At 55.0% G+C, this 23,933-nt stretch carries 22 protein-coding genes; 8 read left to right on the top strand and 14 right to left on the bottom strand.

The features are described from left to right. Position 1: 1 nt before the first annotated feature. Genes DY252_RS15225 through DY252_RS15215 form a run of 3 tightly spaced genes read right to left on the bottom strand, consistent with a single transcriptional unit; the run spans position 2 to position 5,049 of the window. Positions 2-1,867, bottom strand: a complete 1,866-nt coding sequence (locus DY252_RS15225; protein ID WP_129542744.1) for a hypothetical protein — start codon at positions 1,865-1,867, stop codon at positions 2-4. 37 nt (positions 1,868-1,904) lie between these two features. Further along, entirely contained in the window at positions 1,905-3,746 is a 1,842-nt protein-coding gene (locus DY252_RS15220; RefSeq protein ID WP_129542743.1) for a phage integrase SAM-like domain-containing protein, read from the bottom strand. Between the two features lie 7 nt (positions 3,747-3,753). Further along, on the bottom strand, positions 3,754-5,049 hold the full coding sequence (locus DY252_RS15215; RefSeq protein WP_064789710.1) for a tyrosine-type recombinase/integrase: 1,296 nt from the start codon (positions 5,047-5,049) through the stop codon (positions 3,754-3,756). Between the two features lie 180 nt (positions 5,050-5,229). Between DY252_RS15215 and DY252_RS15210 the strand changes: the two genes are divergently transcribed. Then, positions 5,230-6,171, top strand: coding sequence for a PQQ-binding-like beta-propeller repeat protein (locus DY252_RS15210; RefSeq protein ID WP_484417978.1), 942 nt, complete (start codon positions 5,230-5,232; stop codon positions 6,169-6,171). Between the two features lie 79 nt (positions 6,172-6,250). Here the strand turns inward: DY252_RS15210 and DY252_RS15205 are convergent, their stop codons facing one another. The 3 genes from DY252_RS15205 to DY252_RS15195 all read right to left on the bottom strand — a co-directional run bounded on the left by DY252_RS15205 (position 6,251) and on the right by DY252_RS15195 (position 7,938). Beyond that, positions 6,251-7,018, bottom strand: a complete 768-nt coding sequence (locus tag DY252_RS15205) for a tetratricopeptide repeat protein (protein ID WP_231959763.1) — start codon at positions 7,016-7,018, stop codon at positions 6,251-6,253. Between the two features lie 12 nt (positions 7,019-7,030). Next, positions 7,031-7,429: a DUF2794 domain-containing protein gene (locus tag DY252_RS15200; protein ID WP_231959764.1), complete on the bottom strand. Its 399-nt coding sequence runs from the start codon at positions 7,427-7,429 to the stop codon at positions 7,031-7,033. A gap of 83 nt (positions 7,430-7,512) precedes the next feature. Continuing rightward, positions 7,513-7,938: a hypothetical protein gene (locus tag DY252_RS15195; RefSeq protein WP_008890527.1), complete on the bottom strand. Its 426-nt coding sequence runs from the start codon at positions 7,936-7,938 to the stop codon at positions 7,513-7,515. A gap of 496 nt (positions 7,939-8,434) precedes the next feature. Between DY252_RS15195 and DY252_RS15190 the strand changes: the two genes are divergently transcribed. The 3 genes from DY252_RS15190 to der all read left to right on the top strand — a co-directional run bounded on the left by DY252_RS15190 (position 8,435) and on the right by der (position 12,135). Further along, entirely contained in the window at positions 8,435-9,085 is a 651-nt protein-coding gene (locus tag DY252_RS15190) for a tetratricopeptide repeat protein (RefSeq protein WP_064789712.1), read from the top strand. Between the two features lie 69 nt (positions 9,086-9,154). After that, a complete protein-coding gene (locus DY252_RS15185) occupies positions 9,155-10,489 on the top strand; it encodes an outer membrane protein assembly factor BamB family protein (protein WP_231959765.1) in 1,335 nt (444 codons plus the stop codon). Positions 10,490-10,599: 110 nt separating this feature from the next. Continuing rightward, positions 10,600-12,135, top strand: coding sequence for a ribosome biogenesis GTPase Der (der, locus tag DY252_RS15180; RefSeq protein WP_064789713.1), 1,536 nt, complete (start codon positions 10,600-10,602; stop codon positions 12,133-12,135). Positions 12,136-12,216: 81 nt separating this feature from the next. On the opposite strand, the gene DY252_RS15175 is transcribed toward der, so the two are convergent. Both DY252_RS15175 and DY252_RS15170 read right to left on the bottom strand, forming a co-directional pair. Beyond that, complete coding sequence (locus DY252_RS15175; protein ID WP_231959766.1) at positions 12,217-12,657, bottom strand: c-type cytochrome; 441 nt, start codon at positions 12,655-12,657, stop codon at positions 12,217-12,219. A gap of 118 nt (positions 12,658-12,775) precedes the next feature. Continuing rightward, entirely contained in the window at positions 12,776-13,624 is an 849-nt protein-coding gene (locus DY252_RS15170; RefSeq protein ID WP_062957495.1) for a MurR/RpiR family transcriptional regulator, read from the bottom strand. Positions 13,625-13,737: 113 nt separating this feature from the next. On the opposite strand from DY252_RS15170, the gene DY252_RS15165 reads away from it, so the two are divergent. Genes DY252_RS15165 through DY252_RS15150 form a run of 4 tightly spaced genes read left to right on the top strand, consistent with a single transcriptional unit; the run spans position 13,738 to position 17,837 of the window. Beyond that, entirely contained in the window at positions 13,738-14,475 is a 738-nt protein-coding gene (locus DY252_RS15165; protein ID WP_064789714.1) for a 5-formyltetrahydrofolate cyclo-ligase, read from the top strand. A 51-nt stretch (positions 14,476-14,526) separates the two neighbouring features. Further along, positions 14,527-15,507 (top strand): ABC transporter substrate-binding protein, encoded by a 981-nt coding sequence (locus tag DY252_RS15160; protein WP_064789715.1) that lies wholly within the window; start codon positions 14,527-14,529, stop codon positions 15,505-15,507. Between the two features lies 1 nt (position 15,508). Then, on the top strand, positions 15,509-16,279 hold the full coding sequence (locus DY252_RS15155) for an ABC transporter ATP-binding protein (protein ID WP_062957492.1): 771 nt from the start codon (positions 15,509-15,511) through the stop codon (positions 16,277-16,279). Then, positions 16,266-17,837: an ABC transporter permease gene (locus DY252_RS15150; RefSeq protein WP_064789716.1), complete on the top strand. Its 1,572-nt coding sequence runs from the start codon at positions 16,266-16,268 to the stop codon at positions 17,835-17,837. The genes DY252_RS15155 and DY252_RS15150 overlap by 14 nt, the downstream gene beginning before the upstream one ends. A gap of 86 nt (positions 17,838-17,923) precedes the next feature. Here the strand turns inward: DY252_RS15150 and DY252_RS15145 are convergent, their stop codons facing one another. The 6 genes from DY252_RS15145 to DY252_RS15120 form a co-directional block, all read right to left on the bottom strand. Next, a complete protein-coding gene (locus DY252_RS15145) occupies positions 17,924-18,637 on the bottom strand; it encodes an SDR family NAD(P)-dependent oxidoreductase (RefSeq protein ID WP_064789717.1) in 714 nt (237 codons plus the stop codon). Continuing rightward, positions 18,634-20,094 (bottom strand): amidophosphoribosyltransferase, encoded by a 1,461-nt coding sequence (purF, locus tag DY252_RS15140; protein ID WP_063088372.1) that lies wholly within the window; start codon positions 20,092-20,094, stop codon positions 18,634-18,636. Before purF ends, DY252_RS15145 begins: the two co-directional genes overlap by 4 nt. 64 nt (positions 20,095-20,158) lie before the next feature. Next, entirely contained in the window at positions 20,159-20,845 is a 687-nt protein-coding gene (locus tag DY252_RS15135; protein ID WP_008890535.1) for a CvpA family protein, read from the bottom strand. Positions 20,846-20,902: 57 nt separating this feature from the next. Continuing rightward, the gene (gene radA / locus DY252_RS15130; protein ID WP_063088371.1) at positions 20,903-22,315 is read right to left on the bottom strand and encodes a DNA repair protein RadA; all 1,413 of its coding nucleotides are present in this window, start codon (positions 22,313-22,315) and stop codon (positions 20,903-20,905) included. A gap of 47 nt (positions 22,316-22,362) precedes the next feature. Beyond that, complete coding sequence (locus DY252_RS15125) at positions 22,363-23,139, bottom strand: ABC transporter ATP-binding protein (protein ID WP_064789718.1); 777 nt, start codon at positions 23,137-23,139, stop codon at positions 22,363-22,365. 18 nt (positions 23,140-23,157) lie between these two features. Next, a complete protein-coding gene (locus DY252_RS15120; protein WP_008890538.1) occupies positions 23,158-23,931 on the bottom strand; it encodes an MlaE family ABC transporter permease in 774 nt (257 codons plus the stop codon). Positions 23,932-23,933: the final 2 nt, after the last annotated feature.

The following is a 23,933-nucleotide window of genomic DNA, read 5'->3' as shown; positions in this document are numbered from 1 at the left end:
ATTACCCGGGATTGCTGTTTTCTGCAGCTGCAGTTTCGGTGGTTTCAAGCTTGTTCAGCACCATAATGCATTGTTCGAGACGTTGTTTGCAGAGTTGTGCGAGAGCAAAGTCATCATTGGTCGTTGCCGTTTTCAGATCATCTTGCAATTTGACCCGGCGGTCTTTCCAGAAGGGCAAATGAGTTTCGTCAAGGACAAGGTTTTGACATTCCCAACACAAATCGGGGCGGGCGGCCGACCATAGCGGCGCACTGATCACCCATCGGGCTGAACAGCCAACCGTGCAATTTCCGGTTCCCTGTCGAAAGAGACAGGTGCCGAGGGATGTCTCTCCCCAGCGAATATCATGTGCCCGTATACCCGAGGTACGAACCAGTTCTTCAATATCGCGTCGGCGGTCATCTTCGGGACGGTTGTCCAGAGATCTTCCGAGTTGATTCGCAGTCTCTTTCAGTTTTCCACTGAGGGCCCCCGTGACGTTTTTTCTGCCGGCAATCATTTCGCCAATGAGAGAGACCGTTGACTGAACCGCAGCATCATCAAGGATCTGTTTCAGTTCTGGATCCGCATTTATATATCCCTGTTCGGTCATCGCCATACTGATGTGTTTGAAATGCTCCTGAAGCACCGGGAGCATGCGGCTGTCGCTTCGGATGACATATTGGGCGAAGGATTTGCGCCATTGATGAGAAGTAACAGTCCAATCCTTTACACCGCTTCTGACAAAGAACCTTCTCTGGCAGCGATTGACCCAACTTAAAGTATGGGCTTTCACATCTTTGGTCAGGCTTTTTGTTCGGCTAAAACCGACAATCAGTTCGTTGATGTTTCTTCGAGTGCGCCAGGGGGCGTACAACCTTTCGATGACAGATATTGCCTTGACCGGAACAGGAAGGTGATCACTCCCGACCGGGCGCAGTCCGGTGACCCAGGTGGCCGGGCGAGGCGTTTTCGTCGTCTTGTAGATATGACCGGAAAGATAAAATATCTCATGAAGACCGCTGGCCGACGGTTCAATTTTTATGCAATCGGGCAAGGCATTTTGTGCCAGTGGCGTATCAGAGGCTTGCAGTCCCAGCAATTCACTCACTCTGATACCCGACAATCCCTGGATGAGGATCAGGCACGCGTCAGTCAGAGAGTTCATGCGATCGCGTAAATGCTTCCTGTCTGGTGCATGTTTTTCGGCAACCTGCAGGTCTTTGGTGTCCGCGAAATGCCGAGCCTGTAAAATAATATCCTCTGCCGCGTCAAGCATGCACAAGGCGCTGGTCATTATGTGCAAAAATATGGGGTCGGGGACTGGCGGGACGTATCCCTGTTCCCTGCCTGCCAACTGTTTCGCGACCTCGAACGCTGTCATGCCATGCCAGGGGGCGCTGCCCGGTACAGGAATTCCCGCCTTTGCCAGAACAGGGGCCTGATATCCCAGAGAAACAGGCAATGCGAGATGTTCCATAAGATACACGGCGTTGAGATTGGCTTTATTCTGCTTGTCGATGAGCAGGTTGTCGAGATACTGGTCAAAAGCACAGGTATCAAGCGCGCCGAAATGAGCGTAGCCGGATTTGCCCATCCAGCGAGCAAGATAAAGAACCCGTCGGGAGAGTTTGCCCATTGAGCCCGGCTTGTATCTATGCCGCTGTCTTGGGTCGACAATCAGTGACCAGACCAGTCGACGATGTGCGTCGAGCAATATCGCCCATTTCGGGTCTACGAATTTACTGCCGTCCGGCATGATGAAATCCCAGCGTATGGTGCTGGCTGTAGCGTCGTGACCTGGCGTCAGATTGTCGAAGAACCATCTGTCATCATACCAGCGGGAATGGCGGTTGATCCTCGTTTCCCGCAGATCTTCCGCTGCCATGAGATGATATGCTGTAGCGGTTTGTATAGGGTTCATGTCATTCGATCAGAATGGCGTGGGTTCTTTGAATGTTTTTGGCCTCATGCCAAACACTCCTGGCCGGGAACTTGCTGAGCCAATTGTCCAGGCCCTTTTGTACCGTTGACCAATATAGCCAGCGACCTGGCGGTAAATCGTGACGTGCTTTCTCAATGGCATTGTGGAGATGAAGCAGTTGTGCCAAAGCGTGTGAATTGTCGGGGATCACGGCGGCGCGAGGACATAGCGGACACTCTCCCCAGGCGGTGCAGAGTTGTCCTGTGGACTGGGATGCGAGAGGAGAATCATAGGGGTCGGTGCATTCAAACCCCGGCGTTGCGGCGCGACCTGTATTGTTTGGAAGATTGATACGGTCATCGGACTTTCCAGATGTCCGGATATATCGTTCCCGTCGGTTCAAAAGATTGCCCAATGTTTCCCGTCTGCGGTGCCGGGCCGCTTCCGACACATAATGCGTTTCCGTTGTCTCTGTGTGCCAATGATTGAGAATTGCCTGTTGTGCCTTGATATCCCCGTTACTCAGTTGATTGACAATCTCCGAGATGGTGGGGCGAATGTTCGACAAGCTGAAATCAGGGAGTTGATTATCTTTTCTGAAAGCAGAAAGTGCGTTAGGGAAGGTGCAGGTTGCATTGAGATAATGATGAGCCCTTCCGTAATTTCTGCCCTGAAATATGAAGAGCATATCATGGTCGGGATCGTGCTCGGCATTTGGGAGGCGACGGGTCAGCTTTCCGACATTGTTGAAAATGGAAATCGGGCTATCAATCTCTGTGCTATCCTGAGGATAGGTTCGAACCTGATCGCCTCGCGCGCGTTTCTTCCCGCCGACCACCCGATATCTCGGCGCCAGTTCGGCACTTCCTTTAAGTAACGAGCTCTCCCGAAGGGCGGATTTTCGTAAAGCCAGTATGGTTTCCGGATTGAAGGCCGTCCTGATTGCCATCATCACGACAAACGGGACCAGAGAGCGCTTTGTTGCATACAGCCACGGAGCAATACCCTTGATCCCTCCGAAAAACTCGATTTGTCGTCGCCGGCCATCGCCGTCAGCAAAGAATTGTTTGCTGTTCGTCACATAGCCACCATAGCGGTCTTCAATGATTGCCAGCAATGTTTCAAGTCTATGCTCGGTGGGTGAAGCACCCGCCTGCAGGCGTTCTCTACCTGATTTAATAAAGTCGTTTCCTTCTTCCCATTTGCGCATCCATGTCTGCATTTCTTTGATGCAGGCGCGCTCAATCGTTACAAGATCGGTGATAGCCAAAATTGGTCGATGAGCAATTTGCTCGTTTATTCCAGGCCAGGGATTTGGCTGGATATAAGCATCCCCAGGGACTTCGCTTGTATATTGTGGATTTTGTTTAAGATAGTGCAATACAACACGGAGTGGGGAGATTAACCCGGCTTTCGTTTTGCTTGTAAGCTGTTGGGTGTCGAGCCAGAAAATGTACTCATTAAAAAGAGTTGTGGTCAGATCCGACAGTTTAAAATGTGCTTTTCCCTGTTCGCACATAAAAGCAAAGAAGCGATTGAGAGCTTGAACCTTGTTGACCTGGGTAGAGGGACCAAACTTGCGAATATGCGAGAAAATGGCCGTAGCAAACGGAACAGACAGATGTTCGGCTTTCAGCCAATCGTCGCTGACATTGATCTGGGCACTGCCGCGGTTGGATTTTGCGGTACGGGGACAGTTTAGCGTGAGTTGACACAGTTTTCCGTCAGGTGACAGCTTTTGGATAACCCCGTATTCTCTCTCTTCCTTTTCCGGACGGGCCAGGTTGTTCCTGTCGAAGGCAGGTGCCGCACCCGGGCGATACGTGAGAAAAGATCTGTCCATGCGCTTTCTAGCCATCGCGTAGGGCCTTGAGATACGTATTCAGGGTATCTGTCATGAGTGCTTCCCGAATTTGTACACTCCGCAAATATGTATTGATTGTTGTCGTTATGTGACTATGGCCAAGCAATGTTCGCAGGCTGAGCCAGGGTTCTGCTTTGCCCGCGCGAACCAGTTCAAAATACATGGTAACCGCAAAGGTATGACGGAGGTGATGAAAGCTGTGCAGGGCTTCAGGTCTGTCTAAGGGGCTGGTTGTGCCGTTTTTATGGGAAGGGCATACAAGACCGGCTTTCAGAACCGCGCGCTGAAAGTGGCGCCAGATGGAATGAGCTGTCATTGCTTCACCCGGATTTCTTTTGGCATGGGCGTGATTGACAAAAAGAGCCTCGACAGATGTTTTCGCGCGTCGAACCGCACGGGCCCGTTCTGTTTTTACGTAATGTCGCAGATCATCATGGATTATGCCCGGTACGACAACTGTGCGCGGCTTCAGGCCTTTGGTTTTATACAGAGGCAATGCGACGTTGCTGTAGCTACCATCTTTCTTGAGATTCTTGTATTGCGACAGAGTGAGGTTGGCGCATTCGTCAAGTCGCATTCCTGTGGCGACAGCAAGGCTGGCAATGAGCCGGTCTCTGCATGGACGACGATCAGCTTTGTCTCCGGGGATCGAACCAAGTTCGGCGAGCACTCGTTGAAGAGCTTCGGGAGAAAATGCCTCAGCCGTTTCACTGTTATAGGTTCTCGGAAGCAGTTTACTCGTTTTGACCGTATTGTCGCCGGATTGGACATGCGCCATCCGGGTAATTGCATAATTTCGGGGTTTGATACGTTCTTCGTAAAACTCTTTCGCATCAAGTTCAATCAAGCCTTGCCTGGTCGCCCATTCATAGAAGTCAACGATGGTGCCGAGCCTGCGGCGTACTGTTGCAACAGCATATCGTTTACCGGTTTTAGGTGATTTGCTGCATAAAAGCTTGTCGCGATATAGTTCGATGTCATCGAAACAAGCCGCGTCCCAATCCCTATGAATCAAGCCTAGATATGTGAACCACTCATACAGGTCATAGGTTAAAGCTGTTTGTGTGTTTCCTACCGAGGGAATTCTCGCGGACCGGACGCATTTGTCATGGAGATAGAATAAGACCGGCTCAACAATTCTGCATTCGTCATAGACAAGATAGTGGAAACCGGTAGGGAGACTGTGGCTCTTCACTTGATCCCACTCGGTATCGCGGATGATCGTTGCAGGTCGAACGACATCCGCTGCTTTGGCAACCGTGTAGTAGGGAACTGTCCGCATGCTTCCCTCATTCCAAATGTCGGGCACCGGGTTTTGTTTGTCATCTTGAGGCTGTGATATCAGACCTTACCTGCACCGCCAGCATGCTGGCGGTGCAGGTAAGGTCTGTAGGCACAGTGGCAGCTAAACAGTCATGTTAGCAAGGAAGTTTGTGTATGTGAACAATGTTAGTAATGTCATATAACGCTGCTTGATATCACCAATGCCGATGGGGAAACTGTTCCGGCGCTGGTCGGACCGACCAAACAGGGTGATATCTATGTTCTGGATCGCCGCACCGGTGAGCCGATCATTCCGGTGACCGAGGTGCCCGCACCCGGTGGTGCGATCCCCGAGGATCATACCGCCCCGACCCAACCGGTTTCAGACCTGACCTTCATGCCAGAGCCGCTGGCTGGCAAGGATATGTGGGGCATTACCCTGTTTGATCAGATGGCGTGCCGTATTGCGTTCCATCTGTTGAAATATGAAGGTCGCTATACGCCGCCGTCTCTGGAAGGGACGCTGGTTTATCCCGGCAACTTCGGGACGTTCAACTGGGGCAGTGTTGCGGTTGATCCGGAACGCCAGATCATGTTTGGCATGCCGACCTATCTTGCCTTTACCTCGCGTCTGATCCCGCGCGCCGAGGTGCCGCCGCGTGGCAGTGAAAAGGCCAGTGAAATGGGGATTAACCGGAACGAAGGTGCGCCTTATGCCGTTGAAATGGGACCGTTCCTGTCGCCGCTTGGCATTCCGTGTCAGGCCCCGCCATGGGGGTATGTTGCCGGTGCCGACCTGCGTACGGGCGAGATTGCCTATATGCATAAAAACGGTACGGTCGAAGACATGACCCCGTTGCCATTGCCATTCGAACTTGGTGTCCCGGGCATTGGTGGCCCGATCCTGACCAAGGGTGGCGTGGCGTTCCTTGGGGCGGCGGTCGATAACTATTTCCGCGCCTATGATGCCACGACCGGCGAGAAGATTTGGGAAGCACGTCTTCCGGCCGGTGGTCAATCAACGCCGATGACCTATGAAACCGATGACGGGACGCAATATGTGCTGATCGTCGCCGGCGGTCATGGATCGATTGGCACCAAGCCGGGCGATTATGTGATTGCCTATAAGCTTGCCGAGTAGGACCGGCCGAAACGGACCTTAAAGCGCACGGGCATCTGAAAGAAATCAGGTGCCCGTGTTGTATCTGGCGTTTGCGACCCTATCCCGTTGCATCAAGGGCAAGGCGTTTTTCAACCCGCTGAATTTCCTCGGGCCGGAGCCTTGGTTCCAGCGCGTCCAGTGCAGTCTTCGGGTTCAGTGGTTCTGCCTCGTTGGCCCCTTCGGGAAAGGTGATCGGGCCGCGTGCAGCACGCCTTAGCCAGTAATAGGCGTCGGCATAATTCTGTTTCACGCCCCATCCACGTTCAAGCAAGGCACCGAACATGAATTGTGCGGCGTGCATGTTTTCGTTTGCGGCAATTTCAAAGTAATGGGCGGCCTCGACAAAGTTCTGGCGAACCCCGCGGCCATGGAAATACTGCGCGCCGATCATATAGGCGGCATTGGCATTGTGCGGATCAATGCGCAGCGCACGCTTGAAGTATTTCGTGGCCTGAAAATGGTCGTAGGGCAGGCCAAATCCGTTGAAATGCATCAGGCCAAGATAATAGGTCGCCCCGCCGTGGTTGGTCTTTGCAGCCTTGCCAAACCACTCGGCCGCCATTTCGTATTCAGGCGCACCCAGATCACCGCGGAAATACAGCAGACCCAGCGCATATTGCGCATACGGGTCGTTTTCCTGTGCTGCCAGATGCCAGAAGGACTGCGCGCGCACGTAATCCCCAGCCTGATAGGCGTAGTAGCCTGTCTGGTATTCCTTGCTCATGCCTGCTGTATGGGCCGCTGTTGGCAACAGCAGGCAGGCCAGCACGGCAAGCGCGAATAAGGGGTGTCGGCCCGAAAGGCTGGCCGATGAGGGGCTGGTCACGTGTGGGAACCGTCAGGAGTTTGTTTTAAACAGGGGCACGACCTTGCGGGCGCGTTTTTCGATGGCTTCAAGCACATTGACGATTTCAGCGCTCTGTTTGATGCGCTCACCGCTATGCAGGGCAACATATTGTCCGGCATTTTTGTGCTCGTTACCGAGCTTGATGACCGTGAAAAGAGGGGTTTCGTGGGTTGAACGGAAAATCGAAAACATCGCCATCCCGTCCAGATGATCGATGGCATAATCCTTCCAGGCGCCGCTGGCAACCTGTCGGGAGTATGTGTTCATGAGTTTCATCAGTTCAGCCCGGTCAAAATGAACAAAGCTTTTGGCTTTGCGGTATTTGGCCAAATCGAACAATGTTCCCATGTGGTACTCCGGCAGCGTGTGTTCGGGGTTGTCCTTTGCCACAACGGGAAAATGACAGCCTGATGACACGGTAGCGCGGATTGACCGATGCCTCAAGTTTCAATGGATGAAAAACAGACCGGATTTTAGAGGCTGCGCGAACGGGTTGGCGGCCAATCAACGGTTTGCGATCCGGTGTTATAGGGATCTGGCGTGCGATAGCAACTGACCGCTGCAAGCGAGCGATAGCAATAAAGCGGCGGTTCAGGCACCGGTTCCTTTTTGCAATAGGACTTGCCGTCAATCTTGCGGATGGTTGAGCAATCCTGACCGGTCGATAGCGAAACCGCATGGTCAATCAGGGTTTTGTCGGAATTGATGATGCTGACCACGTCAAAGGCAATATACCATTCCCCGCCAGTGAACAGGCTGGTGCCGACAACATCGGACATCGTTGTTCCACAGCCCGATACAGTGGACCCCATCAAGGCTGCAAACAGCCCGGCAAGAATACGCTGTCGGATAAGGCGCCGTTTTGCGGGCTTGGTATGTGCAGTCTCGCGACGTTTCATTGTGGTCTCCGTCCGCTCACCGGGCAAATATGACCGATGACAAGTTCAAATCTGTTCCCTTGGCATTTACCAAAGCAAGCCCTGTGCCGAACTGTGTCTTTGCGCCCGATAAAACGACATGTGGCACTGATCGTGGGCGTTTTCAGCCCTGTGCATCACCGTCAAAAAGCATCCGGGTGCGGTGATGGTGGCGTTCAAACATTTCAAAGCCGTTTAAAACCGGCGATGTCGCGGGGAAAATGTGTGTCTGGCAGGCAATTCTTTCCCGTTGGGTTTGCTGTGCCCGAATTGGGCCACATGGCGCTGATATCAGCCATGAAACGGTTATTGCGATCCCGCTTAATCCGAGGGCGGGGCAAAATAATCGTAGGAATAACCGTAATGGTGTCGAGCAGACTTGACCCTGTACCCGCTGGCGCGTTAAATCCTTGCCAGAAATTTTTCAGATAAGCGGGCAGGTTGCCCGCTTTATTGTGACCGGATTGGAGCCGTTTTCGTGGTTGATATTTTCCAGGAAGTCGAAGAAGACCTTAAGCGTGAACGCAGCGAAGAGCTGTGGCGCAAATACGGGAAATACGTGATCGGCGTTGCAGCGGCCATCGTGCTGGGTGTTGCCGGTCGTGAAGGCTGGAAAACCTATGAAACCAGCACCAGCATCGAAAACGGTACCCGTCTTGCCAATGCCGTCGAACTGGCACAGGACAGCGCAACCGACGAAGACGCCGCATTGGCCGCCCTTGATGCGATCATCGCCGATGGCAATGCCGATTTTGTCGCGCTTGGTCATTTCCAGAAGGCCGCCGTTTACCTTCGCGCGGATGCGACGCCGTCAGCAATCAGCGAACTCGAAGCAATTGCCGGTAATTCCGACATTGATCAGGTTTATCGCGATCTTGCGGTTGTTCAGATCGCAATGAACAGCGCCAGTGCCGAAAACGCGCAGGACCTGATCGCGCGTCTTCAGCCGATCGCAGTGCCCGAGAATGCGTGGTACTACTCCGCACGTGAAATGATTGCACTTCTGCATATCGCGGGTGGTGAGGTCGAAGCCGCCAAACCGCTTCTGACCGAGATTGCTGATGATAACAGTGCGCCGGCCGGAATGCGCGCACGGGCAAGTGAAATTCTCAAGGCTGTTGGTGCCTGAGGTTCTTCGGGCATCAATGGATCGCAATCTGCGATCCATATGACGTGAGTTTTTTCAGGGGATACGGTTTTGACCACACGCGGTATTAAGTCACTTCTTTGCGTAATGGGCCTGACGGGCCTTTTGGCAGGGTGTTCAAGCTGGCTTGGCGAGGCAGAAGATCCGCCGCTTCCCGGCGAGCGTATTTCGGTCCTTGCCCTGCAAAGCACGGTTCAGCCCGACATTGAACTGACCGACCAGCGCGTGATTTTGCCTGAACCGGAACCCATGGTCGACTGGCCGCAAAATGGCGGCTATCCAAGCCACGCACTCCATCACGTTGCGCTTGATAACGATGTCCTCGAACAGGACTGGTCGATTGATATCGGCGAAGGGTCGATGGATGACAACCTTCTGCTTAATCAGGCGATTGTCGCGCGCGGTGTGATCTTTACCATCGATGCCAGCGCCGAAGTCCGTGCCTTTGCCGCATCTTCGGGCAAGCGGATCTGGTCGCTTGAACTCGCACCTGAGGACGAAGAAGACAGCACGCTTTTGGGCGGCGGTCTGGCCTATGAGGCCGGTGTCATTTATGCCACGACGGGCTTTGCCGAAATCATTGCCATTGATGCGCCAAGTGCCACGATCCTTTGGCGTCAACAGGTTACCGCACCTATGCGTTCTGCGCCGACTGTGCGCGGTGGTCGCGTCTTTGCCATTACCATCGATAACCAGACTGTTGCGTTGAATGCGCGCACCGGTGAAACGCTTTGGAACCATCGTGGTGCGTCCGAGGGCGCGTCCTTTATCGGTGGTGCCAGCCCGGCGGTGGATCAGGGTGTTGTCATTTCGGCCTATTCGACGGGCGAACTTTATGCCCTTCGCGTTGAAAACGGTCAGGTGATCTGGTCGGATGCGCTTGCCGCGGCCGGTCGTACCGATGCGGTGTCGGCGATTGCTGATATTCGCGGCCTGCCGGTGATTGATAATGACCTGGTGATTGCGACAAGCAACTCCGGTTTGACGACCGCGATTGACCTTCGCACCGGGGTTCGTGTCTGGGAACTTGAGGCCGGTGGCATCCAGTCACCATGGGTGGCCGGCGAATATGTATACCTGCTAACCAATACAAATGACTTGATTGCCTTGCGTCGACGCACCGGACAGGTTAAATGGGTGACCGTTCTGCCCCGTTTTACCGATCCCGAGGATCAGGAAGGCCCGATTGTCTGGACAGGGCCGGTACTGGCCGGTGACAGGTTGATCGTTGGTAACGAGCAGGGCGAAGTAATGACTGTTTCCCCTTATAGCGGTGACATTCTTGGTGAGGACGAAGTATCCGGGCCAATTACCCTGCCGCCATCTGTTGCCGGTGACAGCCTTTACTTCCTGACTGCGGATGCCGATCTAATCGCATATCGCTGATCAGGATACAGTTTTAGGCAAGGCGATTTGCCTTGCAGGATTTGCGATGCGCCGTGGGTCAATGTGCCCACGGCGCATAACGCCTTTTATTACGAGAGTCTGAAAATCAGATGTCGCTGAAAGTTGCCATTATCGGTCGCCCCAATGTCGGGAAGTCGACCCTGTTTAACCGTCTGGTCGGCAAAAAGCTGGCGCTTGTGGACGATCAGCCCGGTGTGACCCGTGACCGCCGTTATGGCAAGGCACGCCTTGGCGATATGTCTTTTGACATTATCGACACCGCCGGTCTGGAAGAAGCGTTTGATAATTCCGTCGAAGGCATGATGCGCCAGCAAAGTGAAAAGGCGTTTGAGGAATGCGATGTTGCGCTGTTCCTGATTGATGCCCGTGCCGGTCTGACGCCGCTTGATAACCATTTTGCCGATTGGCTGCGCAAACGCGAGAAGCCGGTCTATGTCATTGCCAACAAGCACGAAGGCCGTGATCAGGATCCGGGCCTTTATGAGGCCTATGGGCTTGGTCTTGGCGATGTCGCGCCGATCTCGGCCGAGCATGGCCTTGGGATCGAGTTGCTCTATGACATGCTTGAGCCGCACTGGAAAGAATGGAAAGACCGCGAACGGGTTGCCAGACAGCATGCGCGCGAAGCAGCACAGGAAGCGTTGAATGAGGCCCGTGCGGATAGCCTTGCAGATGAAGATTTCGACGATGAGGACGGTTTTGCCGATGACGAAGGTGAAGTCTTCCCGTCCTACGAGATCGAATTCAGCGAGGACGACGAAGACGAAGATGGCGAGCTGATTGTCGAAGGCGCACGTGACAATTCGAAAATCCAGTTGGCAATTGTTGGTCGTCCGAACGCCGGTAAATCAACCCTTCTGAACCAGCTTTTGGGCGAAGAGCGCGTCATGACCGGGCCGCAGGCCGGGCTCACCCGTGACTCGATCGCGGTCGACTGGTCCTATGAAGGCCGTCCGATCCGTCTGGTCGATACCGCCGGTATGCGCCGCAAGAAGAAGATCGATGACCGCGTTGAAAAGCTGTCGGTTGCCGATACGCTGCGCGTGATCCGCTATGCGCAGGTCGTGGTCCTGATGATTGATGCGACCAATACGCTTGATAAGCAGGACCTGACGATTGCGCGTATGGTGCTTGAAGAAGGCCGTGCGCTGATCATTGCGGTTAACAAGTGGGATGCGATCATCGACAAAAAGGGCGTCATGCAGGAACTGCGTGACAAGCTTGATACGTCCTTTGCCCAGGCCAAGGGTATTCCGGTTCTGACCTTCTCGGCCCTGACCGGGCGTGGCACGGATCGCCTGATGCCGACCGTTCTTGATATCCACGATATCTGGAGCCGTCGCATCCCGACCTCGCAGCTCAACCGCTGGCTTGAAGCAACCACCGAACGCCATTTGCCACCGGTCATTTCCGGGCGTCGTATTCGCCTGCGCTATATGACCCAGGCGAAATCGCGTCCGCCAAGCTTCTTTATCAACTGCTCCAAGGCGGCGGAACTGCCCGAAAGCTATACGCGCTATCTGATCAATGGCCTGCGCGAGGATTTCGACATGCCGGGCGTTCCGATCCGCATCTATTTGCGTAGCAGCGACAACCCCTTTGCCAACAAGAAAAAGAAACGCTAGTTTCGATTTGTAGCCAAACACAACGAAGCCGCCCGTCGGAAACGAGGGCGGCTTTTGTGTGTCTTGGGTGTTCCGGGCGCTTTAATCGATGGCAGTCGACGGACCGTTATCAATGATTTCCTTGATATGGTCGGGAAGGTCCTGTTCGGTGAAGCCTTCCTGAATTTCACGGCTTTGAACAAAGGCGAAAATATCGGCGATGTCCTGACCGGAAAAATCGATCTGATAGCCAAGATCGGCCTGCTGCAGGGCCAGCATCTGCGGCGCGCCGCGCCACATGCGGGCAAAGAATTCAAACGGCTCACGCGCGATATTCATGTTTGATGCATCAAGACTGGTCGCAGTGTTGCTACCGACATTGTTGACCGAATGACAGATGACGCAGCCACGTTCGGCAAACAGGGTTTTTCCCCGCTCTGCATCCATTTCGGCCTTTGCCGGGGCGCTCGGAAGGATAAGTATGCCAAGGATGGCGGCGGTGATCAGTGCGACGGCTTTGTTCTGTCGGAAGGTCTGTCGCATCTTGGTTCCCTCTGCGCTTGCAATCTCTTTATCGGCGTGTTGCGGGCATGGTAACGGTGCGGTGGGCAGTTTGGCAATCAATTGATTGCCAAGGCAAAACAGCAATATTTCGCCCGTCCTATTCCATGATGTCGAGTTCTTCGACAATTGCATCAAGCGTATCGGCACGCTGTTTGACCGACTCCGGGTTCTTTCCGGCATAGGCAATGCCCATCAGGCGCAGCATGGATAGCAGCGTCGCATGTGTTGGCAATAGTCCATAGCTTGCAACATGGCAGGGCAGGACCACGTCGGAAAAGCGCGCGGCCTGTTTTTCATAGCTGTGATCAGTCAGGGTGACGACGCGCATGCGCGATGTGCGGGCATAATTGATGATCGGGCGCATCACCTTGGGGCGGGTGTCGAGCGTGAGTAAAATCAGGACATCTCGCGGGCCAACCATGGCCAGATCGCTTGACCAGTCTTGGCCGACTCCCGAAATGTAATGAACGCCATGACGCAGGCGTGAAAACATCGCCCGACCGGTGCGTGCAACACCATCCTCGGCCCCGAAACCAAGAAACCAGACACTGGGTGCTGAAGCAACAATATCAATTGTTTCCATCAGTTTGTAGGAACTGAGTTCCTCGAAACTGCGCGTCAGGTTTTGAAGTTCCAGTTCCAGATGGTCGCCAATGGAACGGCCCAGTGAAACGGCCGTTTCTGAAACAATGGTCTGACGATACGGCTGTTTCTGGTTGCGTTCTTCACGGGCCTGCAGGCGAACTTCCTCAAAATCGGCATATCCAAGGGTACGAAAAAATCGTGCGGCCGTGGCCTTTGATACGCCGGATAGATTGGCGATCTCGGTTGCCGTATGAGTTTCGATAATATCCTGATTTTCAAGGATAGTTTTCGCAATTTTCTTTTCGCCGCTTGTCAGGCGGGCCTGTTTTTCCTGGATGCGTAAGATCAGTCGAGAGGCCATTTTCGACCCTTGTACCTAGAGGTGAGCCAAGAAACATCTTGACGAATGAAACAGGTGTTTCTTATTTTTGAAACAGTGAAACGCATAATTATGAAACGACGCAGGATTGCATCATGTCAACCTCCAAGGTGGTTCGCGAACGAATTTGGTCAAAGCTTCACGACGTGGCAAAGCCCGATACACGTTTCCATTTGAACTTTGCTGAAGTCATTCCTGACTTTGACGGCTCCGAACAGGCGGTCGACAAGATCGTTGAAACCGAAGCTTATCAGAAATCCGAGTTTGCCTTTATCACCCCGGATAACTGCCTTGCCGATCTTCGTCGTCGGATGATCGAGGATGGCAAAACGTTTGTCATGTCGACCTATGGCATCTATCGCGGTTTTTTGCTTCTTGAGCCTTCCATGGTTCCCGATGGGGCCGCGCTTTATGCATCCTGGCTGGATGGTATGGAGCATTTCGGCCGCCCGATCACCCTTGAAGAAATCGCCAAACGTGGTCGCTTTGACTACATGGTCACCGGTGCGTCGGCCGTGTCGATGAACGGGGTGCGGTTTGGCAAGGGACACGGGTTCTTTGACCTTGAATGGGGCATGTTCACCGATCTTGGTCTGGTCGATGAAACCACCCCGGTTGTGGCCGTTGTTCATGATGTTCAGGTGGTCGCAGAGATGCTTCAACCATCGGAAACCGACATCCTTGTGGATCAGATCATGACACCCACCCGCGTGCTTGATGTCGGGCGCCGGGCAAAACGTCCAAGTGGTGTGAAATGGCCGCTTCTGGACCCAAAACAAATCGAGGAAACGCCCCCGCTTCAAGAACTTCAACGTATTCAGGGGCTGGCATAAGCGCAAAAAATGCGCAGGCCGACCACCGAAATTCATCAGGGAGATTAAGCTATGGATATGAAACTGAGTCGTCGCCGTTTTCTTGGCGCAGCTGCCGCAGGCGCCGCCGCATCCGCCATGCCGTTCGGATCGTTCCGTGCAATGGCCGCATCGCCGTTTGCCATGCAGGCATCCTGGATCAATGACGCGGAATTCGCGGGTTATTTTCTGGGGCTCGACAAGGGCTATTACGCCGACGAAGGCCTTGATATGAGCTATGCGTCGGGGGGGCCGGATGTCATTCCCGAAAGCACAATCATCACCGGGCGTGCCGATTTGACCCTGACCACACCAGACACCACCATCAAGGCGATTTCAGAACAGGGCGCACCGTTCAAGATCATCGGCACCCAATATCAGAAAAACCCGATCGGCATCGTTTCATTGAAATCCAACCCGATCAACAAACCCGAAGATCTTGTCGGCAAGACTCTTGCCGTGCCGCCGGTCAATGTCATTTCGGTTGAAGCGATGCTGAAACTGAACGGTATCGACAAGGCCGATGTTAACATCGTTCCGTATGCATATGATCCGACCCCGCTGATCAAGGGTGAAATTGACGCCAGCCTTGATTTCACCACCAATGTTCCGTTCACAATTTCCCAGCAGGGGGCAGAGGCAACCTCGTTCCTGCTTTATGATTTCGGCTTTACCATCTTTAACGATACAGTTGTGGTGACCGAAGAAACGCTTAAAACCAAGCGCAAGGAACTGGTTGGCTGGTTGCGCGCATCGCGTCGCGGCTGGGAAGAAAACTTTGTTGATCCGACGGTCTGGCCGCCGAAATGGGCCGATAGCTGGTTCAAGGGAACGGGCCGGACCATCGAAAACGAAATCTACTTCAACAAGGCGCAGCAGCCGCTCGTTGAAAGCCCGAACGGCATCTTCTCAATGGCTGAAGATGACATCGAAGCCTGCCTGACTGCCCTTGGCCAAATTGGCATAAATGGCAGCCGCGACATGTTCGATACCACGCTGCTTGAGGAGATCTAGGATGCCCTCTGGGGGGATCACATTCCACGGTGTCTGCAAGACCTTCAGCGGGCGCGGAAAAACCATCGAGGCGCTCAGGGATATGTCCCTGAGTTGTCCTTCGGGGTCGTTTACCGCGATCATCGGCCCGTCAGGCTGTGGCAAGTCCACAGCCATGCGAATTGCGCTGGGTCTTGAAGATGCCGACAAGGGCGCGGTGCTGATCGAGGATCGCGAACCACAGGATGCGACGCGGGCCGGTCTGACCGGTGTTGCCTTTCAGGATGCGGCACTTCTGCCCTGGCGGTCTGTGCGCCAGAATGTCGAAGTGCCCTTGGAAGTCCTCAGAAAGAACATTCGGGACTTTGCCCCGGATGTTCAACATTTGATCGAACTGGTTGGCCTGAAAGGTTATGAAAATGCCCTGCCGGGCGAACTTTCCGGCGGAATGCGCCAGCGTGTGGCAATTGCCCGCGCGCTGGTGACCCGTCCGCGCGTGCTTTTTATGGATGAACCTTTTGGCGCACTCGATCAAATCTTGCGGCGTCAGATGAATCTTGAACTGCAACGCATCTGGCAGGAAAGTCAGGCCACGGCATTTCTCGTCACCCACGGCATTGACGAGGCCGTCTTCCTTGCGGACCGGATTGCAGTGATGTCGGCCAATCCGGGGCGTCTTTCGGTGGTGATTGATGTTCCGTTCGAACGCCCGCGCAAACCCGAGCTGTTTTCCGATCCTGCCTTCCATGCCCTGTGCGACAAGGTTGCCGAGGTACTTCATGGCGGGCAATAAACAATGGGCCGCTCCACTGCGCAATGTTGTCGCACTGCTTCTTGTCTGGGAAGTGGTCGGCAGACTTGACTTGATTGCCGATGGCGCATTGCCAGGCGTCAGCGAGATCCTGATCGGGCTTTGGAACGACCGATCCGACTATCCGCTCCATGTTTGGGAAACGCTCAAGGCATCCGGACTTGGGTTTGTGATCGGCAATCTGCTTGGTGTGGTGGCCGGTATTTTCTTTGTTTTGATCCCGGTGTCATTGCGCGTCTTTCGCGGCTTGAACATTGCGATCTTTGCCCTGCCGCCCATTGCCATTGCACCGATCCTGTCGCTGACGCTGTCGGGTTTGACCCCGCGGGTGGTTCTTGCCGCCCTTGGCTGTTACTTCGTGACCATGACGGCAACCGTGATTGGCCTTTCCCAGTCTGACAGCCGGGCGGCGGACCTGATCAGGGTTTATGGCGGCAGTAACTGGCTGATCATGCGCATGGTTCAGTTCAGAAGCGCCTTGCCATCCATCCTGTCGGGCTTGCGCGTTGCCGCACCCAATGCAGTTCTTGGTGCCATCCTTGCTGAATTTGGTGGTGGCGGTCGCTGGGGGCTTGGCGCGTATCTTCTGGGTTCGCTTGGTCGGGCCGAACCGGAACGTCTTTGGGGAATTGGTGTTGTCGCCACCCTGATTGCCGGTTTGGCCTATGGGGTGTTTGCGCTTATGTCGCATCGCTTCGTCGGTGCAAGCCGGGCGGTCACGATGAACATGTCGGTGCCTGAAAAGGCAGGGGATGAACAAAGCAGACCACTGTCATCAATTCTGGCCGGGGCGATGGCGGTGCTATTGCCGTTCCTGTTTTGGTGGGCATTTATCCGGCTTCTTGACGTGCCGGCAATGATTTCAAAAACCCCGATTGGCGTGGTGGAATATCTGTTCTTTTCACCTGCGGCGCAAAGCGCTCAGGAACGTTTGATTGCTGCCCTTTGGGAAACGCTTCCGATTACTGGTATCGGATTGTTGTGTGGTTTGACCTTTGCCTTTTTGCTGGCCATTTCATCACGGCTGTTTCCGGGATTCTTGCGTGCCTTTATGCCGGTCGCGCTGGTAACCCAGACCATGCCGTTGGTCGCGCTGACGCCCTTGCTGGTTTTGCTGTTGGGGCGGGGCACGTCACTGACACTTTGGGTGACGATATCTGTAACGTTTTTCCCGGCATTCGTGATTTTGGCGCAAGGGATATCGATGGTGCCGCGCGCGACCCGTGAACTGGCCATGGCATATGGGGCCTCTGCGGGGCAGGAATTGCGCATCATCACCATTCCGGCATCCATGCCATATTTGTTTGCGGCAACGCGCCTGACGGTGCCGCGCGCGCTTCTGGGGGTGATGATTGCCGAATGGCTTGCGACGGGTAAGGGGCTTGGCAATTTGTTGAACCAGTCGCGCGGTTATATGGATTACGGCATGATCTGGACCGTGGCGGCCCTGTCCGTCATTTTGGCTGTTGTGTTCTACCAACTGGTCGTTGTCGTTGAGCGCCGAGTCTTGCAGCGCATGGGCATGAGCACGGCGGAGTAGGGGCGCACGTAATCAAACGCAAAACAAAAGGCCTTGCGATACCAGCAAGGCCTTTTGCAATTTTGACTGTGATCCGCGCATCAAACTCAGGAAGCGTTGACCACTTCACCATGTTTGGTGCAGGTGGCTTCTGCCAGATCGACAAACACGTCGGTGATGCTTTCGGGGGTCGGAAGCGTTTCGGGATCTTCGCCCGGATAGGCTTCGGCGCGCATTTTGGTGCGGATGCGGCCCGGATTGATCAGGTTGACCTTGACCTTGGTTTCTTCGAGTTCCTGTGCATAGGACAGAACAAGGCTTTCAAGCGCTGCCTTGGTCGACGCATAAAGGCCCCAGAAGGCGCGACCTTTTGCCGATGCGTTCGAGGTCACGAAGATCGCCCGGCCCGCGTCTGAAAGCTGCAGGAGCTTGTCGGTGGTGCGGATCAGGTGGAAGTTTGCCGTGACGTTGGTGGCATAGGTGTTCTGGAACACCTGCGCATCAATATGGCCCACCGGGGCGATTTCGCCCAGAAGGCCTGCGTTACCAACCACAATATCCAGCTTGCCGAACCGCTCATAGATCGTCGGGCCAAGCATATCGATCTTGTCAAACATGGTCAGATCAAGCGGCAGCAGGGTGATCTTGCCACCGGCATCCGTGACGTCGTCGCTCAGTTCTTCGAGCGCACCGACATTTCGGCCAATCGCAATCACATGCGCGCCCTCGGCCGCAAAGCGCTTGGCAACAGCACATCCGATCCCGTGCGAAGCCCCGGTGATCAGGGCAACGCGACCTTCAAGACGTTTGGTGTCGGTCATGCAGACTGCCTTTCAACCAACTGGCTGAGCTTGCGGTCCTTGTTTTCGGCATTGTGATCGGTGAGCTTGATCGGGTAGTCGCCGGTGAAGCACGCATCACAGAAGGCCGGATTATCGTTGTCACGGCCTTCAAGACCGGTGGCACGATACAGGCCATCAATGGTGACGAAGGCCAGACTGTCGACACCGATGATCTTTGCCATGCTTTCGATGTCGTGATTGGCCGCCATCAGTTTGTCTTTGGACGGGGTATCAACGCCATAGAAGCACGGGTTCATGGTCGGCGGGCTTGTGATGCGCATATGGACTTCGGCTGCACCGGCCTGACGGACCAGATCAACAATCTTGGTCGAGGTCGTGCCACGCACGATCGAGTCATCAACCAGAATAACGCGCTTGCCCTTAAGCTTGCCCGGGTTGGCGTTATGTTTCAGCTTCACGCCAAGGTGGCGGATCTGATCGGTCGGCTCGATAAAGGTACGCCCGACATAGTGGTTGCGGATGATGCCCAGTTCGAACGGGATACCGCTTTCCTCGGCATAGCCAAGGGCGGACGGCACACCGGAATCCGGGATCGGCACGACAACGTCGGCATCAACAGCGGATTCACGGGCCAGTTCGCGACCGATATGCTTGCGCACGTCATAGACGCTTGTGCCTTCGACGATGCTGTCGGGGCGGGCGAAATAGACATGCTCGAAAATGCAGAAGCGCGATTTTTGCGGTTTGAACGGCTTGATCGAACGCAGGCCATCATCGGTGATTTCAACGATTTCACCCGGTTCGACGTCGCGGATGAATTCCGCGCCAACGATATCAAGGCCAACCGTTTCCGATGACAGGATATAGGCATCATTGAGCTTGCCCAGAACCAGCGGACGCACACCCAGCGGATCCCGCACACCGATCAGTTTCTTCTGGGTCATGACGACCAGGGAATAGGCACCTTCAACCTGACGGACCGCATCGATCAAGCGATCGACGATCTTTTCATACAGGCTGGTCGCGATCAGGTGAATGAAGGTCTCGGTATCCGAGGTCGACTGGAAGATCGAGCCGCGTTTGACAAGGCGTTCACGCACCGCAAGCGAGTTGGTCAGGTTGCCGTTATGGGCAATCGCCAGACCACCGAATTCAAAGTCGGCAAAAAGCGGCTGTACGTTGCGAAGGCCCTTGCCGCCCGCCGTCGAGTAGCGGACATGGCCGACCGCACGGTGGCCGGGCAGGCTTTTGATGACATCTTCGGAGCCGAAGATATCGCCAACCTGGCCGGATGCCCGGTGTGCCGGAAAATCTTCGCCGTCATAGGACACAATGCCTGCGGCTTCCTGTCCGCGATGTTGCAGCGCATGCAGGCCAAGGGCCGTTAATGCCGTCGCATCGGGGGAGCCAAAAACGCCAAAGACGCCACATTCTTCACGTAGCTTGTCGTCATCAAATGGATTGGTGGTCAGCATGAGTGGGTTCCGCTCTCTCGCCGGTGGCGCACGGAATTCGTTATTCTTACGAAACCCACACGCCTCACTCGTTAGTGGTCGCCTCAATCAGGCGATCCAAATCATCGCGCGAGGGCCTTGTATACCCGTTTAGGGGCGCGGGTCCAGTCCCTTTTGGTTCCGGACCAAGAAGTTGGCGATAGGTTTTTTCGTTCGCATCGGCCTCACGCTGAGCGCGCTCAAGCTCTTGCGCCGTGGTATCGAAAATTTCGTCAGGTGCCATGCGCATAATGAGGAAGGCACCTTCTTCCAGAACCGGGCGGGTGCGGGCATCACGGACCCAGTCGGGCTGCGAATCTGCTGGCAGCAACCAGGACAGCGCCAGGAAACCGATACAGACAATCAGGGCCCCGCGCAAAAGCCCGAATACAAAGCCAAGCGTGCTATCGAGGCTATCGAGGCCGGAATTCTGAACCGCCCGGCCAATGCGCCCGCTGATAAACGAGAAAATCAAAAACGAAATCAGAAACAGGCCAACCCCGGTTGCCAGATCGGCAATCAGTTCGGACGGGATCAAATCCCGCACATAGGGCCGCGCAACCGGATAGCCATAAAGGGCGACAAGCCCGGCACCGACCCAGCCCATCATCGACAGGGTTTCGTGGATAAAACCGCGGAAAAAGGCAAATATCCCCGATATCAGCAAAATGCCGACAACAATCAGATCAAACACATCACGTGCGCCAAGATCGGGAAGGGCGGAGAAATCCATTTATGTGTAAACCTTGTTCGTCAGTCCGGGTGGCGGGCGAGGTTGCGGTAAAGGCGCTTAATACATCCCTTCGCGCGGACGCACCTTGTCGCGGACATCGTCGCCGAAGAGGTTTACCAAATCCTGAAGATGGCCGATTTCGGTCTGATTGAGGCCCTTGATCGACATCTTCTTCTTGCCCTGGGTGCCATTCTTGGGCGTATAGGCATTGCCAAAGCCAAGTTTGGTGGCTTCTTTCAACCGCGATTCGAGTTGCCCGACCGGGCGAACTTCGCCCGAAAGACCGATTTCCCCGACAATCACCGTCTCGCCCGGAACCGGCGCATCGGCGACCGCTGAAATCAGTGCTGCCGCAACCGCCATGTCGGCCGCGGGTTCACCAACCCGCAAACCACCGGCGACGTTAAGGTAAACATCAAACTGGCTGAGCGGCAGGCCACAGCGGGCATCGAGCACCGCCAATATCATGTTCATGCGCGCAGAGTCCCAGCCAACGACCGCACGACGCGGGGTGGCAAGGGCCGATTGCGCCACAAGCGCCTGAATTTCAACCAGCATCGGGCGTGTGCCTTCAAGCCCGGCAAATACCGCGGTGCCACTGACCGGGGAATCACGATCTGCCAGAAACAGCGCGGAGGGGTTGGGGACTTCGACCAGACCCGCATCACCCATTTCAAACACACCGATTTCATCGGTCGCACCGAAACGGTTTTTGACTGCACGCAGGATGCGGAACTGATGACCGCGTTCGCCTTCGAAATACAGAACCGTATCGACCATATGTTCCAGCACACGCGGACCGGCAATCTGGCCTTCCTTGGTGACGTGACCGACAAGCAAGACGGCAAAGCCCTTACGCTTGGCAAGGCGGATGAGTTCCAGCGCGCAGGCGCGGACCTGTGACACCGTGCCCGGCGCACTATCAAGGGTGTCGGCATACATGGTCTGGATCGAGTCAATCACCACCACGTCATGGCTGCTGGCTTCAAGGGTGGTGATGATGTCGCGCAGGCTGGTCGCGGCGGCAAAGTCGACCTTCGATTTTTCAAGGCCAAGGCGGGCTGCGCGCATGCGCACCTGATCAACTGCTTCCTCGCCCGAGATATAGGCGCATTTATGTTTGGCGGCCATGGCCCCGACGGCCTGCAACAGAATGGTTGATTTACCAATCCCAGGATCGCCGCCGACCAGAAGGGCCGACCCCGGTACAAGCCCGCCTCCGCAGGCGCGATCGAGTTCGGTGATACCGCTTATGATGCGTTTGGGGCTAGCACTTTCGCCTTCAAGGGCGACGAATTCGATGGTCTTGCCCTTGGCGCCCCCGGCAATGCCGCCGGTGGCCTTGGGGCCGCTTTCAACACGTTCTTCCTCGATGCTGTTCCATTCGCCGCAGGCATCGCAACGCCCGGTCCATTTGCGGTACTCGGCACCACAGTTCTGGCAGATGAAACGGCTTTGGGTTTTGGCCACAGAATGCTCCGCAGATCAAAGAAGTGGTATCGGCGATTAGGCCGCGTTCAGAGATGCTTGAGATCAAGTTCAAGCGGGCCTTCGATATCACCGGCAACGAATTGTTGCAAATATGGGTTATCGGACGTGTCGATATCGGCAACCGGCCCATCCCAGATGATCTTGCCCTGATACAGCATGGCAACGCGGTCGGCGATCTTGCGTGCACTGGCCATATCATGGGTGATGGTCATCGCACTGGCACCAAGTTCGCGGGTGCATTTGACGATCAGATCATTGATGACATCGCCCATGATCGGATCAATGCCGGTGGTCGGTTCGTCAAAGAACAGGATTTCCGGCTCGGTCGCGATGGCGCGCGCGAGGCCAACACGTTTTTGCATGCCGCCTGAAAGCGATGCCGGGGACATGTTGGCGATATCAGCCGCCAGACCGACATCCTCAAGCCGGGCAATCGCAAGATCGCGGGCCTTGGCCGGTTTCATGCCCTGACCTTCGATCAGGCCAAAGGCAACATTTTCCCAAACGGTCAGTGAGTCAAAAAGGGCCGCCCCCTGAAACAGCATGCCGGTCTTTGCCAGCATGGCATCGCGTTCGGCCTGTGATGCGGTGGTCATTTCGACCCCGTCCACCTTGATCGAACCCTGATCCGGGGTAAGAAGGCCCAGAACGCATTTCAGCGTGACCGACTTGCCGGTGCCCGAGCCGCCAATGATGGCAACCGACTCACCCGGTGCGACATCAAGGTCAACACCCTGAAGCACCTTTTTCGGGCCAAAGCCCTTGTGAACGTTGCGAAGCGATATCTTGGCTGTGTTGCTCATGATCCTGTCAACCGGCCCTTATCGCGTGAAGAACAATTCGGTGACGATATAGTTCGAAATCAGGATCAGGATGGAACTTGAAACAACCGCATTGGTGGTTGCCTGACCAACGCCCTGCGCACCGCCCCGTGAATGATACCCGTGATAGCAACCCATCAATGTGATGATAAAGCCAAACACAGCCGCCTTCACAAGACCCGACACCACATCAAGCTGTTCAAGATACTGGAAGGTGTTGCGGATATAGGATCCGTCATTAAAGCCAAGCTTGTTCACGCCCACCAGATAGCCGCCCATCACCCCGATAATATCGCCGATCAGAACCAGAACGGGCAGAGTGATCAAACCGGCAATCACACGCGGCACAACCAGATATTTGAACGGATTGGTCGAAAGGGTCACCAGGGCGTCGATCTGTTCGGTCACACGCATGGTGCCAATTTCGGCGGCAATGGCGGCACCCACACGGCCCGCAACCATTAGGCCCGCCAGAACCGGGCCCAATTCGCGGGTCATGGAAATGACAACCACCGTCGCAACCGCACTTTCGGCTGAAAAGCGTGAAAACCCCGAATAGGATTGCAGGGCCAGAACCATCCCGGCAAACAGGGTGGTCATGGCGACAACCGGCAACGAGAAATAGCCGATTTCACGCATCTGTTTGAAAATCAGGCGGAAATAGATCGGCGGTGTGACCATGTGGCCGATGGTGCGACCCGCAAATACCGTGACGCGACCGACAAGGGCCAAAAAGGTCAGAAACATATGGCCAACCGGCGCAAAGATCGGCATCT

The organism is Thalassospira indica (assembly GCF_003403095.1).
In the GTDB taxonomy this organism is placed as follows: Bacteria; Pseudomonadota; Alphaproteobacteria; order Rhodospirillales; family Thalassospiraceae; genus Thalassospira; species Thalassospira indica.
This window is presented reverse-complemented; position numbering and strand designations above follow the sequence as displayed.